General features: G+C 58.7%; 11 protein-coding genes. 6 read left to right on the top strand and 5 right to left on the bottom strand.

Annotated features, from left to right (window positions below; genetic code table 11):
* Positions 1-26: 26 nt before the first annotated feature.
* Complete coding sequence (locus GRH90_RS14885) at positions 27-2,183, bottom strand: sensor domain-containing phosphodiesterase (RefSeq protein WP_162366746.1); 2,157 nt, start codon at positions 2,181-2,183, stop codon at positions 27-29.
* Between the two features lie 379 nt (positions 2,184-2,562).
* Here GRH90_RS14885 and GRH90_RS14880 point away from each other — a divergent pair, with 379 nt between their 5' ends.
* Genes GRH90_RS14880 through GRH90_RS14870 form a run of 3 tightly spaced genes read left to right on the top strand, consistent with a single transcriptional unit; the run spans position 2,563 to position 6,729 of the window.
* Entirely contained in the window at positions 2,563-4,191 is a 1,629-nt protein-coding gene (locus GRH90_RS14880) for an MFS transporter (protein ID WP_162366745.1), read from the top strand.
* Between the two features lie 10 nt (positions 4,192-4,201).
* Positions 4,202-5,311 (top strand): HlyD family secretion protein, encoded by a 1,110-nt coding sequence (locus GRH90_RS14875; RefSeq protein WP_162366744.1) that lies wholly within the window; start codon positions 4,202-4,204, stop codon positions 5,309-5,311.
* Positions 5,311-6,729: an efflux transporter outer membrane subunit gene (locus GRH90_RS14870; RefSeq protein ID WP_162366743.1), complete on the top strand. Its 1,419-nt coding sequence runs from the start codon at positions 5,311-5,313 to the stop codon at positions 6,727-6,729. The genes GRH90_RS14875 and GRH90_RS14870 overlap by 1 nt, the downstream gene beginning before the upstream one ends.
* Before the next feature lie 131 nt (positions 6,730-6,860).
* Here GRH90_RS14870 and ompC read toward each other — a convergent pair whose 3' ends face one another.
* From ompC to treA, 3 genes are all read right to left on the bottom strand, one after another.
* The gene (gene ompC / locus GRH90_RS14865; protein ID WP_162366742.1) at positions 6,861-7,949 is read right to left on the bottom strand and encodes a porin OmpC; all 1,089 of its coding nucleotides are present in this window, start codon (positions 7,947-7,949) and stop codon (positions 6,861-6,863) included.
* A gap of 124 nt (positions 7,950-8,073) precedes the next feature.
* Positions 8,074-9,639, bottom strand: coding sequence for an MFS transporter (locus tag GRH90_RS14860; protein WP_162366741.1), 1,566 nt, complete (start codon positions 9,637-9,639; stop codon positions 8,074-8,076).
* A 366-nt stretch (positions 9,640-10,005) separates the two neighbouring features.
* Positions 10,006-11,706 (bottom strand): alpha,alpha-trehalase TreA, encoded by a 1,701-nt coding sequence (gene treA, locus GRH90_RS14855; RefSeq protein ID WP_162366740.1) that lies wholly within the window; start codon positions 11,704-11,706, stop codon positions 10,006-10,008.
* Between the two features lie 478 nt (positions 11,707-12,184).
* On the opposite strand from treA, the gene fucO reads away from it, so the two are divergent.
* Positions 12,185-13,336: a lactaldehyde reductase gene (fucO, locus tag GRH90_RS14850; RefSeq protein WP_162366739.1), complete on the top strand. Its 1,152-nt coding sequence runs from the start codon at positions 12,185-12,187 to the stop codon at positions 13,334-13,336.
* Between the two features lie 46 nt (positions 13,337-13,382).
* Here the strand turns inward: fucO and GRH90_RS14845 are convergent, their stop codons facing one another.
* Complete coding sequence (locus GRH90_RS14845) at positions 13,383-13,583, bottom strand: hypothetical protein (protein ID WP_162366738.1); 201 nt, start codon at positions 13,581-13,583, stop codon at positions 13,383-13,385.
* Positions 13,584-14,310: 727 nt separating this feature from the next.
* On the opposite strand from GRH90_RS14845, the gene GRH90_RS14840 reads away from it, so the two are divergent.
* Positions 14,311-15,408 carry a LacI family DNA-binding transcriptional regulator gene (locus GRH90_RS14840; protein ID WP_162366737.1) on the top strand — a complete coding sequence of 366 codons (1,098 nt, stop codon included), beginning with the start codon at positions 14,311-14,313 and terminating at the stop codon, positions 15,406-15,408.
* A gap of 397 nt (positions 15,409-15,805) precedes the next feature.
* Positions 15,806-17,119 carry an MFS transporter gene (locus GRH90_RS14835; RefSeq protein ID WP_218586256.1) on the top strand — a complete coding sequence of 438 codons (1,314 nt, stop codon included), beginning with the start codon at positions 15,806-15,808 and terminating at the stop codon, positions 17,117-17,119.
* Positions 17,120-17,123: the final 4 nt, after the last annotated feature.

The raw sequence follows: 17,123 nt of genomic DNA, 5'->3' as shown, positions 1-17,123 counted from the left end.
CTGATGGGCCGCTTTTGCCGTCGCCCTCAGCGATCCAGCCCCAGGCGCCCGGCGAATTCATCGGCCGGCATCGGTTTGCCGAACAAAAAGCCCTGCGCTTCCAGGCAGCCTTTTTTCTTCAGGCGCTCGCTCTGCTCCAGGGTTTCAACCCCCTCGGCGATCACCTCCAGTTTAAAGCTGCTGCCCAGGTACAAAATGGCCCGCACGATGGCCGCATCGGGGGGGGAATCCACCATGGCGCGCACAAACGTCTGGTCAACCTTCAAGCGGGTTACCGGGTAGTGTTTCAGCATGCTGAGGGACGCGTAGCCGGTGCCGTAGTCGTCAAAAGCGATGCCGACGCCGTCCGCGCGCAGCTCCCTTAACGGGCGAAGCATATGCTCATCATGGCGCAAAATAATGTTTTCGGTGATTTCCAGCTCCAGCGCCAGCGGGGATAACCCGGTTTCCTTAAGGATAGCGCGCACCTGCTGCGCCAGCGTGCCGGTCCTGAACTGGGCGCTGAACAGGTTGACGCCGATACGGAAATCGGTCGCGCCCCGGTCGCGCCAAACCACCGCCTGTTCACAGGCGGCCCTGATAACCCATTCCCCGACGCGCTCGGCCCAGGGGCCGGACTCCAGCGCGGGCAGGAAGGCCGCCGGTCCCAGCAAGCCTTTGTCCGGATGGCGCCAGCGCAGCAGGGCTTCGGCGCCGACGATGGCGTTATCGGACAGCCTGACCTGCGGCTGGTAAAACAGCTCGAATTCCCCCCGTTCATACGCCCTGCCCAGCTCGCCCTGGTAAGAGCGCTTGGCCAGGGACAGCTCGCGCAGTTCGCGGGTAAAAAAACGGCGACAGTGGCGACCTTCGGCCTTGGCCTGGTACAGCGCCAGGTCCGCGTTGGTCAGCAGCTCCTGGATGGTCAGTCCATGGATGGGATAAAGGACGATGCCGACGCTGGCGCCAATATTCACCGGCTGGCCGTCGACGGTCACAATCTTGGTGATTTCATCGATAATCCGATCGGCAATTTCCGCCGCCCGTTTGGCATCGGCCAGACCGGGCAGCAGCAGCGCAAACTCGTCGCCTCCCATGCGCGCAACCACGTCGCCCGAACGGACGCAGTTCTGCAGCTTAAAGCCCACGTCCACCAGCACCGCGTCCCCGCCCGCATGGCCCAGGTTATCGTTAACGTCCTTGAAACCGTCGAGGTCCACCAGCATGATAATGGCGGCGTCCTCATCCCTGAGCGTCTGCTCCAGGCAGGAGGCCAGCAGGGTGCGGTTGGCCAGGCCGGTAAGGTGATCCATATGCGCCAGCTGGAACAGGCGCTCCTCGTTGCGGCGGCGCTCGGTAATATCACGCAGTATGGCGCCAAAACTGATCTGGTCGTGGTCTATCCACGACGACGCGGACAGCTCCACCGGAATCCAGACGCCGTCGGCGGAGCGTACCTTCAGTTCCAGGGTGCCGCCGTGCAGCGGCCCCTCTTTACTATTGGCCAGCCGGTGCAAACGGGCTATCAGTCCGTCCGGCACCAGCACGTTGACGTTGCGTCCGACGATCTGTTCGCTGTCATAACCCAGCAGCTTGCCCGCCGCGGCGTTCCAAAAGGTAATGGTGCCTATTTCGTCGGCGCAGATAATGGCGTCGGGAGACGTGTGGGCGATATTCTCGAAACGGTACTGGCTGGCGCTGCGCGCGCGTTCCAGACGGCGCATTTCCAGCCGGTCCATCACCAGGGCGGCCAGATCCCGCATGTTTTGCTTATCGCCGCCGCTCAGCCCTTTACGGGGCACGCGATCGATAATACACAGCGTGCCGAGGGCGTAGCCTTCCAGGTTGCGCAGGGGGATACCGGCGTAAAAACGGATAAAGGGCTCGCCGGTCACCAGGGGATTATCCCTGAACTGCGGATCCTGATGGGTATCGGGAATAACCATAATGTCGTGCTGCCGGATGGCATGGGCGCAAAATGAAATATCGCGCGGCGTTTCGCAGGAGGCGACGCCCATGCTGGCGGCAAACAGTTGCCGTTGGGTTTCGATAAGCGAAATCAACACAATGGGCGCATCAAAAATATTGGCGGTCAGATGGATGAGCCGGGTGAAGCCTGCTTCAGTTAATGTTGAATGAATCCCATATTCTTCCAGCACGGCAAGACGCTTATCTTCATCCCAATCAGACGGCGAATAATTCATATATGCCTCTTTGAATCACGTAAGGTAATAATTAAAAAAATTATCTATTTCATGCCTCAAAGCAGCATCGGTGTCATGAAAAAAGGTGTGCCCAAGCCGATATGGAGAGCAAAGCGATGAAGCTTGCCGAGCCGTCGGATGCTACACCATTTCACCACGTTTTTTCTTTTAAAGTATAGACAGCGCTGACGCAATGAGCGGCAGAATCATCCACGCTTCGTTAGCGTCCGGTCTCAAGCCAAAAAAACCGTAAATCAAGAAAATCACGCTTACCCGCTAGGTAACCGCTAATATGTCATGTTAGGTTTATTTTGCCATCAGAAGATAAGAGTTTCTGGTGTTTATATATGATTAACCACAGGGCGCACGGAGGGCCTGCGTGAAAACAGATCCTTACGCCCCGCGCGATTGGTTGCCGCATGAGAAGCCGACCCTGCCAGGTTCGCCCTCCACCCCGCTTCATTCGATACCCAAACGTATCGCCTATGGCATCGTCGGCGTGCTGGTATCGATAACCGGCGGCCTGGGCAACGCGCTGGTGACGGCCAACCTGAGCAACCTGCAGGGCACCTTCGGCGCGTACTCCAATGAAATCGCCTGGCTGCCGGCCGTTTACCTGATGACCAATGTGTCGATCAACCTGCTGTTGGTTAAGTTCCGCCAACAGTACGGCCTGCGGGTATTTACCGAAGCCTTTTTGGTACTCTATGTCCTGGTGGCGTTTTTTCATCTGTTTGTTAACGATCTTAACTCCGCCATTATGGTGCGCGCCGCTCACGGCATGGTCGGCGCGGCGCTGAGCTCGCTGTCGATTTATTACCAGATCCAGGCGTTTCCGGCCAGGCATCGCCTGAAGGGGTTAACCATCGGCATCGGGGCGTCGCAGGTGGCGATTCCCCTGGCGCGGCTGTTCTCATCGGAACTGCTGGCGCTCAACGAGTGGCGCGGCCTCTACCTGTTTGAGCTGGGGCTGGCCCTGCTGTCGCTGGGCGGCGTCCTGTTGCTCAAGCTGCCGCCCAGCGATCGTATCAAGGTCTTTGAAAAGAAAGATTTCCTGACATTTATGCTGCTGGCGCCCGGCATGGCGCTGATCTGCGCGGTGCTCTCGCTTGGCCGGATCGACTGGTGGTTATCCGCCCCCTGGATCGGCGTGTCGCTGGCCCTGGCCGTAGTGCTGATTACCGGCGCCATCCTGGTGGAGCGGAATCGGCGCAATCCGTTGCTCAATATCCGCTGGCTCAGCAGCGGCAGTATCGTGCGTCTCGGGCTTATCATGTTGCTTATCCGCATCGTGCTGGCCGAGCAAAACACCGGCGCCATCGGCTATCTGCAGCAAATCGGCCTGCTTAACGACCAGATGCGCGGCCTATCGCTGGCGATCCTGGCGGGTATCGTGGCCGGCATCGTCATCAGCGCCCTGACCATCAATGCGAAAAAGCTCAGCCAGCCGATCGTTATTTCGCTGGTGTTAATGACCTTTGCCTCGCTGATGGATGCCCAGTCCAATAGCCTGACGCGACCGGATAACCTGTATTTCAGCCAGTTCCTGCTCGGCTTCAGCAGCGCCTTTTTCCTGGCGCCGGCGATGCTGGCCGGCATCGGCAGCGTGGTGACCGAACCGCGCAACCTGGTCAGTTTTTCGGTACTGTTCGGCATGAGCCAGAACCTGGGCGGATTAATGGGCTCCGCCCTGCTGGGCACCTTCCAGGTGGTACGCGAGAAATTTCATTCCAGCCAGATTGTCGAGCAGTTGACCTTGCAAAATCCCCTGGTCGCCGAACGCGTCGGCGGCTATAGCGCCGCCTATGGGGGAATGCTGAACGATAGCGATCTGTTAAGCGCGCAGGGCCTGGCGCAGCTGCAGGCCATCGCCACCCGGGAGGCCAACACGCTGGCCTATAACGATGTGTATATGCTGACCGCGTCCATCGCGCTGGCAACCCTGGTCTGGATTTTATGGCGCTTGTTCCGGCTGCGTTTGCAGGCCCGGCGCCGGGTTCAACGATAACGGAGCGATAATGAGTCAGCAGCCCGACGGTCCGGCCCCGGCGCCGGAAAAGGAAAAAAGCAGTTACGCCCGCATCCTGACCACCCTGGTGGCGGTAGCCATTGCCATCGTCGGCGTATTGGTTATCTTGTACGCCTGGCAACTGCCGCCGTTTACCCGTCAGGTACAGACCACGGATAACGCCTATATCCGCGGCCAGGTGACCGTTATCAGCCCGCAGCTGAGCGGTTACATCACCGGCGTCTACGTGCAGGATTTTGCCTGGGTGCGTAAGGGTGACCGCTTGATGGCCATCGACGAGCGCATTTATCAACAGCGGGTGCACCAGGCCATGGCGCAGCTGGATATGAAAAAGGCGGCGCTGGCCAATAATATCCAGCAGCGCCGCAGTAGCGAGGCGGCGATTGCGCGCAACCGGGCGACGGTGACCAACGCCCAGGCGCAGGCGGAGAAAGCCCGCCTGGACTTAAAGCGCGTCCAGGACCTGACGTCCGACGGCTCGTTATCCGTTCGGGAACGGGACGCCTCGCGCGCCAGCTACAGCCAGGCAACGGCGGATATCGCCCAGGCGACGGCGGCGCTGGAAATGTCGCGACAGGATTTGCGGACGGTGATCGTCAACCGCGCCTCGCTGGCGGCGGACGTCGCCAACGCCCAGGCGGCGCTGGAACTGACGCAGATCGATTTGGCCAATACCCAAATCGTCGCCCCGCGCGACGGCCAACTGGGCCAGATCTCGGTCAGGCAAGGAGCCTATGTCAGCGCCGGCACCCACCTGACCTCGCTGGTGCCCCGACAAATGTGGGCGATCGCCAATATGAAGGAAACGCAAATGGCCGGCATCCGGCTGGGGCAACCGGTGAGCATCCGGGTAGATGCCCTGGATGACGCCCGGCTTGACGGCGAGGTGGAAAACATTTCCCCGGCCACCGGCTCGGAGTTCAGCGCCATTTCCGCCGATAACGCCACCGGTAACTTCGTGAAGATTGCCCAGCGCATCCCGGTGCGGATAAAAATCCACGACGACGGCCGGCTTTACCGGCGGCTGCGGCCCGGCATGTCGGTGGAAGTCAGCATCAGTACCCTCAATGCCGAAAACCGGCAAGGCGAGGTACGGTAATGTCCGCGAAGATATCCCGGTTGGCGTTAACCTTGCCCGGACTGCTGCTGCTGTCCGCCTGCCACTCCGGCCGCGAGCCGGTGGCGCAGGCCAGCCTGCGCATCCCGGCGCAGTGGCGCGAACAGGTGGGACCGGCGGCGCCGGTGGAAGCGCGCTGGTGGCGGGCGTTCAACGATCCGGTATTAAGCGGGCTGGTGGAGCGGGCATTACGCAACAATACCGATATCCTTACCGCCCGCGCCCGGGTGGACGAATACCGCGCCCGGCTGCGCGCGGCCGAAGGCGACCGCCTGCCGTCGCTGGACGCCGGCGTCAACGGCGCCCGCGCCCGCGTGCTTTCCTCCGCCACCGGCCTGCCAATCCACAGCACGGTATACCAGGGCATATTGCAGGCGGGCTATGACGTGGATCTGTGGGGACGGCTCGCCGATACCGCCGCCGCCGCGCGCGCCACCTATGAGGCGCAGCAGGCCGCGGCGGCGGCGGCCATGCTGACGGTCGCCTCTACGGTGGCCTCGGGGTATCTAACGCTGCACGCGCTGGATCAGCAGTTGGCGTTAACCCGCGCCACCCTGGACTCGCGGCAAAACTCGCTGAACCTGGCGCGCCGCCAGTTTGAAACCGGCTATTCCTCGCGCCTGGAGTATGTGCAGGCGCAGGCGGAATACCAGGCCGCCAGCGCCCAGATCCCGCAATTGTCGCATCAGATAACGGAACAGGAAAATGCGCTGAGCATCCTGGTGGGCGATAATCCCGGCGCCATCGCGCGCGGCGGCGATGCCGACCGGCTGCGGCCGCTGCCCTTGCCGACCCTGCTGCCCTCGGAACTGCTGCGCCGCCGCCCGGATATCATCCAGGCCGAACGACAGCTGATCGCCGCCGACGCCACGCTCAAATCCGCCCGCGCCGGTTTGCTGCCGTCGCTGAACCTCACCGCCTCGGGCACCCTGCAGGACAATGCCCTGGAAAAACTGATCGATAATCCTTTCCGGCTGTGGAGCATCGGCGGCAGCGTCCTGGCGCCGTTGCTCAATCGCGAGGCGCTGAACGCGCAGGTGGATCTCACCACCGCCACCCGCAACCAGGCGCTGTATAATTACGAGTACGTGGTGCGTTCGGCGTTTAGCGAGGTGAACAACAGTCTTGACGCCATCCTGCGGCTACAGGAACAGCTGACGGAAACCGCGCGGCAGGAGGACGTGGTGCGCGAGGCGCTGCGCATCGCCCATAACCGTTTCAGCAACGGCTACGCTTCCTACCTGGAGGAGCTGGATGCCCAGCGTACCCTGTTTACGGCCCAGGTCGGCGTAATACAGCTGCGCAACAACGTATTGCTGGCGCAAATCGATCTCTATCGATCCCTTGGCGGCGGCTGGCGGGTGGACGGCGACAACCTGCCGGTGTCGCAGGACCGGTGAAACCGAAGGGTCCGGCCCCGGTGGAAATGCGGCCGCCCGTTCCCGAGGGATTGGGCGGCCGCATGTTTCCGCTTATTCCAGCGGAATTTATTTGGCTCGCTTCCCGGTGAGCCAAATGCCCGGCGGCAGGATTAGAAATAATAGATCAACGCCACGGCCAGCACATCGTCGGTATTGATGCCGCTGTTTTTGGTAAAGTCGTTATCTTTAAGCAGATTGACTTTATAAATAACGTCGGTGGACATGCGCTTATTGAAGAAATAGGCGCCGCCGACGGCTAAGTATTTCAGCGTATCCTGGTTGCCATAGCCTTCAATATCCTTACTGCGGGTCTGCAAATAACTGACGATCGGCGCCAGGCCGTTGACGAATTGATATTGCGCCAGCAGTTCCACCACCTCGGCCCGGTTGGCAAAACCATATACGCTACGGCTGCTGCTGCCGAACGGCGTCGCGTTATAGGTTTCGGTATAGGTGGCCGCCAGGTAGATTTGATTGGCGTCATATTTCAGGGCGCCGCGATAGGCGTCGGCCCGGTCGCCATGGCCATAGGCCAGGTTATTTTGTCCTTCGGTACGATCGGAGGTGGCGAAGGTGGCGCCGGCGCTGATGCCCGCGCCAAAGTCATAAATCAGCGACGCGCCGTAGCCTTTACCGTTCTGGCGCAGCGCATCGCGGCCATTATTGGTCTCGGTGCTGCTGCCGTTCTTGCCCTGGTACTGGGCGGTGAACTTCAGGCCGTCGAGCAGGATATTATTGCGGTAGGTCAGCAGGTTGCTGGTGCGTTTGAACATAAAGTTGTCGATACCGTAGGCGTCGCCGCCAAATTCGGGTATGACATCGGTCCAGGCGCCCAAATCGTACAGCACCCCGAAGTTACGCCCGTAATCCACCGACCCGTAGTCCTGGGTCCGCAGGCCGGCGAAACCCAGGCGGGTGACGCTGGTGCTACTGGCGCTTTCCGCCTGGTTGGCGTTGACCTGGTATTCCCATTGCCCATATCCGGTCAGCGAAGAATTAATAATGGTCTGGCCCCGGAAACCAAAACGGAAATAGGTTTGGTCGCCGTCTATTCCCGGATTATCGCTGAACATATGCAACGTATCGACTTTGCCATATAAATCGAGCTTATTGCCGTCTTTATTGACGATTTCCGCCGACATACTGTTGCCGACGATCAAGACCAGCGGCAAAACCAACCAAAGAAAACGAGATTTCATTTTATGCCAACCCTCAAAATATTAATTTAAAATTTAATTGGAATAGAGAATTACAGCGCTGCGCCCATATTTATTCCCCGGCCGTTTCGGCCAATGGTTTTTCTGCTAAGACTTATTATTTTGGTTAAATCGCGTTTTCCCGCGGAACGGCTTTTTCCGGCGCGCTTTTATGCCGGTTAACGTAGCCGATGTTGTTATTGCCCCACAGGGATTCGTATTTCATCCCGGTCAGCATTTCCACGGTGGCCCGCGCTTCCGGCGTGATCTGCTGCGGCAGCGGGTGATTGGCCTCGCGCATCTTCTGCGTTTCCTGCTGCAGCACCCGGTGGGTCTTCAGGTTCAGCCTAAAGCGCAGGGAGATGATAAAACCCGCGGTCAGCACCAGCACCGTGCCGACGCACAGGATGGCCAGGATGGCGTGGCTGACCTGCGGCAACTGCACTTTTTGCCCGGAAACAAATCCCGACAGCTGCAGGAACACCCCGACCAGCATGACCGCCCCGGCCTGCGACGCCTTGCGGGTCAGCGTCATGATGCCGGCGAAGATGCCTTCGCGCCGCTGCGCGGTGATCGCCTCGTCCACATCGGCGATATAGGTGTAGATATTCCAGGGCACATAGTTGATGCCGCCCCGGCCCAGGCCGGCGATGGCCGATACCAGCAACAGCAGCGAAAACGTGTCGCTCAGGCCGGCGTAATACAGCACGCCGTAGGAGATGGCGCTCAGGCCGAACAGGGTTACCACCAGGCGGTAGGACGGCGCCGGTCCAAAACGGATGCACAGCGGGATCATGCCGATCACCGCCACGAACTGCAGGATCGCCATGACGCCCATCAGGTTGGACGCCACGGTGGCGCTTTGCATCAGCACGAAGACCACATAATAGGTAAACACCGCGTTGAACACGTCCTGGGCGATATACCCGCCCAGGTACAGTCCCAGGTGTTGGCGAAAGATGCGCACGCGCAGCGTGGAGGAGAGTTCGGTATGCAGGCGCCTGAGGCTCTGGCCCAGCGTCAACTGCTGTTTTTCACGCTCAAGCCCGAGCGCCGCCTCCGATTTCAGCGCCGCCGGACGTTCCCAGGTAAACAGGTAGACCAGGGTCAGCACGCAGGCGCAGATCACCGCGAACACTACGCTGGCGTAAAAAAACGAGATGGCGTTGTCCTTGCCGAAATGCGACAGCAGGATGCCGGGCAAAAAGGCGGCCAGGATGGCGGACAGCTGCGCCAGGGCGATGCGGGCGCCGGAAAACTTGGATTTTTGTTTAAAATCGTCGGTCATTTCCGGCACCAGTGTTTCGTAGGGCACCAGGATCATGGTGTAGACCACGTCGAACAGCAGGTAGGTCAGCAGGTAATAACCGTAGCCCATGCCGCCGACCCACATCAGGCAGTAGCTGAACACGCAGGGAATGCCGAGCAGGATAAAGAACTTGCGGCGGCCGAAGCGCTTGCCCAGCCAGGTGCCGCCGAAGTTATCGGTCAGGTAGCCCATCAGCGGGCTGGCCACCGCGTCCAGTACCCGGGCGCAGGCAAAGATAAAGGTAGCCTCGATGGGCGACAGGCCGCAGAAGGTGGTGTAGAAGTAGAGCAGCCAGGCGGCGGTCAGGGCGGTGGTGCCCGCGCCCAGGAAGTCGCCGGAGCCATAAGCCAAATATTGGGGTAGTCCGATGGAGCGTGTTTTCATTGCTGTGATGTCCAGGGTTGTATCTTGGGTAGACAAAGGTTGAAGAACATCTGAATCTGCCGTTTATAACGCGATTCAAGATAGAGCCAACCGACAATGAAAACCTTTCTGCGGCTGCCAGAACCTGTCGTCCGGTGGCAGAAAAACGAAGGGAATAGCGATCGACGTCAAATATATAAAAAAATAGTTTATTATTTATAAAACGCAATTTTAATTAATTAACGGCAATTAAAATAAATATCCGGCCCCGGATTACGCGCCGGCGACTTGCGCAAGCCGGTGGAATTTCTGCGCGGCACCCATAAAAAAACGCCGCGCAGCGGAGCTGGCGACGTTTATTCAATGCAAGCATGGGACAGGCCGGGGTCAGACGCTGACAGCCGCCGCCGGCTGCGGCGCCGTCACGGAGGCGGGCGTGTTGTCCGCATACCCCGTCATCTGGTCGGAATACATGTCCAGCAGCTTCAGGGTCACGCCGTTGGTCCAGCCAAAGCCGTCCTGCAGCGGGTATTCGCCGCCCCCGCCGCCGCCAAGGCCGCTGCCTTCCACCACGTATTTTTCCACCAGCTTATGCTGGTTGTTAAACAGCCGCTGCACGTTGCCCAGGAAGCGGGTGGCAATCTCCTCCGCCAGGTCGCCGTGCCCATAGTTGCGCAATCCTTCCACCGCCACCCACTGCAGCGGCGCCCAGCCGTTCGGGGCGTCCCACTGCTGGCCGGAAACATTAGTGGTGGTAATCAGCCCGCCCTGTTTCAACAGCTGATCGCGTATCGTCTGCGCGGTGCGCGCAGCGCGATCCGGCGGCGCAATATTGTTATACAACGGGAAAACCATGGCGGCGGTCAGCTGATCGCGCAGCCTATCCTGGCGCAAATCAAAGTCGGCGTAATAACCGCCCTCCTCGTTCCACAGGTGCAGGTTAATAGCCTGCTTGCGGCGCTCGGCGCGCTGGCTGTAATAGCTGGCCGCGTCAAGGTTATTGCCAAGCTGGCTGGCCTTGGCCAGGGTCATTTCCAGATGGTAAAGCAGCGCGTTCAGATCCACCGGCAGGATTGAGGTGGTGCGGATAGACGACAGCTGCAGCGGGTCGTCGAACCAACGCGAACTGAAGTCCCACCCGGACGCCGCGCCGGCCCGCAGGTCGCGGTAAACTTCCCCCGCGGGACGATCCTTGGCCTCGCTGGCGGTGACGATATCGTCCATGTAGGATTCCGTGCGGGGGGTATCCAAATCGTCCCAATAACGGTTAAGCAGCGCGCCGTCATTCATGCGCGCCACCCGTTCGGCGGCGGCGCCGTTTTCCAGCGCGTCGCCCCCTTCCATCCAGTACTGGTATTCTTTTTTAAGCTGCGGCAAATAGTTTTGATAGACGCCGTCGCCGTCCCGGCTGGCCAGCAAATCCACCATCAGCGCAAAAAACGGCGGCTGCGAGCGGCTCAGGTAGTAGCTGCGGTTGCCGTTGGGAATGCGGCCGTAGGTCTCTATTTCATGGGAAAAATTATCGGTCATGTCCACCACCAAATCCCACTTGTCGCATTCGGCCAGGCCCAGCATGGTAAAATAACTGTCCCAATAATAGACTTCGCGAAACCGCCCCCCCGGCACCACGTAATCCTTCGGCAGCGGCAGCAGCGAATCATAAGGCCGCACCCTGGACGTGTTGCGGGTGAGCACCGGCCACAGCGTATTGATATGTTCCCGCAGGCTTTGCCCGTTAGGCGGCACATATTTCACCCGGTCGGTGGGGAAAATGAAGTTTTTATCGACAAAGGTATGCAGTTTGAAGTTTTTACGGCGTTTTTTCGTCTGGTAATCGGACAGGATTGCCTCCGGGGTTCGGCGCGGCACCGCATCGGCAAAGGTCTTCTGGTCAGGAAAGAGTTTTGCCGTCTGGACGTCGATATACAGCTGTCCGAGCAAGGCATCCGGCCCCTGGCGTACATTGATGTTATATTTATTTTTTGTTTTTGCCAGTGCCGTCGAAAAAACCTGGCCTGACGCGGTGCTCAGCGACATGCCCATCGTTAGAAATCTTTTCCAGGCCCACCTGAAAGAGCGTGTAATCATAGGTGAATTCTCCATTTTTATACGCCATCCGGCTAATCTGGCCACGGCCGGCTTTGACAAAAACCGTAGCTGACTTATAACTATAGCTACTCACGCCACAAGCTGGGGGCGTACTGGCAATTTAGCCGGGAAAATTAGCCGGTTAGCCGGTTTAACGGTCATATTCGGAATTATCGTAACCCAATTGACGCCCATGGAGCGCTGCCGTCGGATCCACTGGCCAGGACAGGCTCGCCGGGAGGCGGGAGGCGGGAGGCGGGATATCAATCCTGCCCAAACAACATGACAATTACATTAAACACTAACAATTAGCAACAATAACAAAAATAATACATTTGTAGATAAAAAATAATTTATCCGGCAAGCCAACTTCCTTAAATAACCATTAGTGTGAAGTAGAGCAGTTAATATCCCTTGTCGCCTCCGATGCCAGGTGAAAATATTAACTTATTCACTCACCCGACAAAGGTTATTTATTATGGCTAATAGAATGATCCTTAACGAGACCTCTTACTTCGGTAAAGGCGCCATCGCCCATATAATTGATGAAGTACAGGCCAGGGGCTACAAAAAGGCGCTGGTGGTAACCGATAAGGACTTAATGCGTTTTGAAGTGGCCACCCGCGTAACCGATCTGCTTGAAAAATCCGGTCTTCAATTTCAAATTTTTGACAACGTTGTACCAAATCCAACCATAGCGGTGGTAAATAAAGGCGTCGCCGCGTTTAAGGCGGCCGGGGCGGATTATCTGATTGCCATCGGCGGCGGGTCGCCGCAGGACACCAGCAAGGCCATCGGCATCATTATCAATAATCCCGAATTTGGCGATGTGCGCAGCCTGGAAGGCGTCGCCGCCACCAAAAATCCCTGCGTGCCCATCCTGGCGGTGCCTACTACCGCCGGCACCGCCGCCGAGGTCACCATCAACTATGTGATTACCGATGAGGAAAACCGGCGCAAATTTGTCTGCGTCGACCCGCACGATATCCCGTTGGTGGCCATTATCGATCCGGAAATGATGGCCAGCATGCCCGCCGGGTTGAAGGCCGCTACCGGCATCGACGCCCTTACCCATGCCATTGAAGGCTATACCACTCTCGCCGCCTGGGAACTGACCGATATGTTCCATCTCAAGGCGATAGAAATTATTGCGCGATCGTTACGCGATTCCGTACGCGGCCAGGCGCGGGGCGTCGAGGATATGGCGCTGGGCCAATACATTGCCGGCATGGGATTTTCCAACGTTGGGCTGGGGCTGGTCCACGGCATGGCGCATCCGCTGGGCGCGTTTTATGATACGCCGCACGGCGTGGCCAATGCGGTCCTGCTGCCGACCATCATGGAATATAACGCCGCGCATACCGGGGAAAAATTCCGCCATATTGCCGTGGCGATGGGCGTGGAGGCGGCGAAGACCATGGATATTGCCCAGGCACGCGCCGCCGCCGTCAACGCGGTCAAACAGCTGTGCCATGACGTGGGGATCCCCGCGTCGCTGCGGGATGTGGGCGTGAAAAAAGAGGATATAGCGCAGCTGGCGAAAGCCGCGTACGCCGATGTCTGCACCGGCGGCAACCCGCGCGCTACCACGATTGCCGATATTGAACAGCTCTACGAGTCAATTTTTTAACCGCAGCTCAGGCGGGCCAGCCGACGCCGGGCTCAAACCCGGCGTGTTAAAGGGAGCGCGCGCGATCTAAATGGGCGCGATACTCCATATCGCTCACCCGCTGCCAAACCTCGGCCGGGATATACACCGGCATGTTCTCGCAGCCCATGGCGCTGAACAGGGCATCCGTTTCGGATCCGGCGAACATATCGCTGGCCGGTTCTTCCGGCGGGGTGACAAACAGACGTTTTAAACGATCGACAATCATCTCGATTCTCCTGGCTTTTACACTACGCCTGATAACACGGAACCTCATAGCCGGGGAGGTTAATCCTGTACAGATAGCCTACCGACTGTATATGACGGTTATACTGTTATATACATAAATCGCCGCCGCGTGAAAGCATTTTTTCGGCTAACCTTATGCCACCCATGCGCTGCCGCCCGATGATGGTCCTCCCTGTCCCATGCCCGTCGGCCCGGCCGGCGCCCGCCTGTCATCCCCGGGGTTTCCCGCGGGCGTGGTAAAGCCCGGCATTAAATAAATGCGCAAATTTCATGAGGGTTAATGTGTAATAAACGTCCGCTAAAAAATCTTATTTAACGCTTAGATCAGGTGAACTCAAAATGTATTATCCTGATGATTATTCTATTGTGACATAATAGTTTATTGCGCGGCCAGCCATTATACGGACATGCCATGGCGTGAATGTCCTGCGTGCGCAAACACGCAATTTATTACTTAGATAAATTATATTCACTAAAATATTACCATTGACTTGTTTATTGATGAAAGCGGCACTCCGGTTATTGTTCTCGCCCGGTTGGCCCGCCGGCCGCTCTTTTGGCCAATATGGCTAGGATAAAGATCGCCGGTTGAAAGCCGCCCCGCGTTTTACCGGCATCCCGGCACCGCCGTAACCTTCGCGTGTTTAATTTGCTCGTATCCGCGCGCCGTTGTAGCATTGTCGGCGTTTCCCTTGTCGAGCCATACCATGCCCAAGCCTAAAAAAGCCCATCCCGTTACCGCGCGCTCAACCCACGGTATTACTATTTTTGACGTGGCCAAACTCGCCGGCGTGGCGCCGATTACCGTATCCAGGGTGATGAACCAGCCCGACCAGGTCAAGGAATCCACGCTGCTTAAGGTACGGCGGGTGATTGAAGAGACCGGCTATGTGCGCAATCAAATCGCCGGTTCGCTGGCCTCCAACCGTACCCGCCTGGTGGCGGTGGTGGTGCCCATGCTGACCAACCCGATTTTCGCCGATACCTTCCAGGCGATTGCCGCCAGGCTGGAGCAGGCCAATTACCAGGTGCTGTTGGGCATTTCAGGTTATAAGGCCGCCCAGGAGCAGGAACTGCTCGAAGTGGTGCTGAGCCGTCGTCCCGACGGCATTATCCTGACCGGGACCATTCACACCGAGGTCAGCCGCAAACGCCTGCGGGCAACCGGCATCCCGGTGGTGGAAACCTGGGACATGACCGACGACCCCATTGACATGCTGGTGGGGTTTTCCCATGAAACCATAGGCCAGCGGGAAGCGCAGCATCTGCTGGCGCAGGGATATCGCGATTTTGCCCTGATTGAAGTTGACGATCCGCGCGGCGTGCGGCGCAGCAACAGTTTTATCCAGCAGCTTGCGCGCCAGGACGTTACCCCGCTCGACCGCCAGACCTTCCACGGATTGCCGACCCTGGAACAGGGGCGGTTGGGCCTGGTCAACCTGCTGCATCTGCTGCAACGGCCGCCGGTGGAGATCAGGGCCGGATCCGCCGTGATCCAACGGCCGTTAATCCTGGTCTGCACGTCGGACACCCTGGCGCATGGCGTATTGACCGAGGCCGCCAGCAGGGGGATAGCGGTTCCCGGCCAGGTCGCGGTAATGGGATTCGGCGATATGAATTTTGCCGCCCATACCTTCCCCGCCCTGTCGACGGTTAAAATCGACGGCACCGATATCGGCCAGCGCGCGGCGTCGGCGTTGCTGGAAAGATTAAAAGAGCCTAACGGCGCGCCGCCGGAGGCCATGGACGTGGGTTTTACGCTGGTAAACCGCGACAGCACCGGTCCGCTGATTTCCACGCGCTAATCCCTTCCGTCCCCATCCGTGCCGAGCTGGGGTGCGGGTTATGTGATCGTCGTCCCTTTAAAAATTTTTAGCGTCTTTTATAGTCGGCCCGTACCCTACGATTATTTACCCCCCTCTTTAGTAGACGTTTGATTATAAAACCTAAACGGACAAACTCAATATGGCTAAAGTACCCTACAATTTCCATGAATTGCATAAAAATGGTAGCGATACCATAAACAGCGGCGCGGCCGATGTCCTTGATGCCGGCGCCCTTTCCCAGCGGGTCCGCGCATCCGAGCGCACGAATGGTAGCGATACCATTTCAGCCGATACCGCCCTGGCGACCCCGCGCGGCGCGGCGCCGACGGCCGGTCCGGCCACCGGCGCCAAGGCCACCCATGTGCGTTACGGCATCATGGCGATGCTGTTTTTCATGACCGCCATGAATTACGCCGATCGTTCCACCCTGGCCATTACCGGGGCGGCCATCCAGTCGAGCTTCGGTATTTCGCCGGTCACCCTGGGCTATATGTTCTCCGCGTTTGCCTGGACCTATGTGCTGGCCCAGATCCCCGGCGGCCGGATACTCGATCGCTACGGCTCCAAGCGGGTGTATGCGGCCAGCATGTTTATCTGGGCCGTGTTTACCTTTTCCATGGGCTTTGTCATCGGCCTGCCGGTGGCGTTGGGCATTGCCGCCCTGTTTGCCCTGCGCGTCCTGATAGGGCTGGTGGAAGCGCCGATTTTCCCGGCCAATAGCCGTATCGTGGCCACCTGGTTTCCCGCCGCCGAGCGCGGCACCACCTCCGCCCTGTTCACCTCGGCGTCCTATTTCGCTAAAGTGGTGTTCGCCCCGCTGATGGGCTGGATAACCCAAAGCTTCGGCTGGCAGTACGTCTACATGCTGATGGGCACCATCGGCGTGGTGATTACCCTGGTCTGGCTCAGGGTGGTTTATGCGCCTAAAGAGCATCCGCGCATTAACCGGGCGGAACTGGACTATATCGTCGCCGGTGGGGCGCTTATCGATATGGACAGCCCGGAAAATACCCAAAGTAAAAAAATCAATCCCGCCGAGACCGTCGCCACCTGGCCCTGCGTGCGGGAAATACTGGCCAGCCGCATGATGCTCGGGATCCTGATCGGCCAGTACTGCGTCACCACCCTGACCTATTTTTTCCTGACCTGGTTCCCGCTGTACCTGGTGCACGATCGGGGCATGTCGATCCTCAAAGCCGGCTTCGTCGCCGCCATCCCGGCGGTGTGCGGGTTCGCCGGCGGCATCCTTGGCGGCCTGGTGTCCGATTACCTGCTCAAACGCGGCATGTCGCTGACCGCGGCGCGCAAAATCCCGCTGGTGCTCGGCATGCTGCTGTCCACCTGCATGATTATCTGTAATTACACCAACGTGGAATGGGTGATCATCACCCTGATGGCCCTGTCCTTTTTCGGCAAAGGTTTTGGCGCGCTGGGTTGGGGCGTCATGTCGGATGTGGTGCCGAAACAGGCCAGCGGCCTGGCCAGCTCGTTATTTAACGGCATCGGCAACCTGGCCGGGATCTCCACCCCGATCGTTATCGGCTACCTGGTCAACGACGCGGGTAATTTCTCCGCCGCGCTGGTGTTTGTCGCCTCGCACGCCATCGGCGCCATCTTTTGTTATTTAGTGGTGGTCGGGCCGATTAAACGCCTGGTGCTGAAGACCTCGCTGGGGTCGGCGGTACGATAATCCG

Source organism: Acerihabitans arboris (genome assembly GCF_010131535.1).
GTDB classification, from domain to species: Bacteria; Pseudomonadota; Gammaproteobacteria; order Enterobacterales; family Enterobacteriaceae; genus Acerihabitans; species Acerihabitans arboris.
The sequence above is the reverse complement of the archived record's forward strand: the minus strand, read 5'-3'. Positions and strand labels throughout refer to the sequence as shown.

Bases quoted from the DNA above. Each gene is read 5' to 3' on its own strand.
- fucO (WP_162366739.1), top strand. From the start codon at position 12,185: ATGGCTAATAGAATGATCCTTAACGAGACCTCTTACTTCGGTAAAGGC.
- GRH90_RS14835 (WP_218586256.1), top strand. From the start codon at position 15,806: ATGGCGATGCTGTTTTTCATGACCGCCATGAATTACGCCGATCGTTCC.
- GRH90_RS14845 (WP_162366738.1), bottom strand. From the start codon at position 13,583: ATGATTGTCGATCGTTTAAAACGTCTGTTTGTCACCCCGCCGGAAGAA.
- GRH90_RS14875 (WP_162366744.1), top strand. From the start codon at position 4,202: ATGAGTCAGCAGCCCGACGGTCCGGCCCCGGCGCCGGAAAAGGAAAAA.
- ompC (WP_162366742.1), bottom strand. From the start codon at position 7,949: ATGAAATCTCGTTTTCTTTGGTTGGTTTTGCCGCTGGTCTTGATCGTC.
- GRH90_RS14840 (WP_162366737.1), top strand. From the start codon at position 14,311: ATGCCCAAGCCTAAAAAAGCCCATCCCGTTACCGCGCGCTCAACCCAC.
- GRH90_RS14870 (WP_162366743.1), top strand. From the start codon at position 5,311: ATGTCCGCGAAGATATCCCGGTTGGCGTTAACCTTGCCCGGACTGCTG.
- treA (WP_162366740.1), bottom strand. From the start codon at position 11,706: ATGATTACACGCTCTTTCAGGTGGGCCTGGAAAAGATTTCTAACGATG.
- GRH90_RS14860 (WP_162366741.1), bottom strand. From the start codon at position 9,639: ATGAAAACACGCTCCATCGGACTACCCCAATATTTGGCTTATGGCTCC.
- GRH90_RS14885 (WP_162366746.1), bottom strand. From the start codon at position 2,183: ATGAATTATTCGCCGTCTGATTGGGATGAAGATAAGCGTCTTGCCGTG.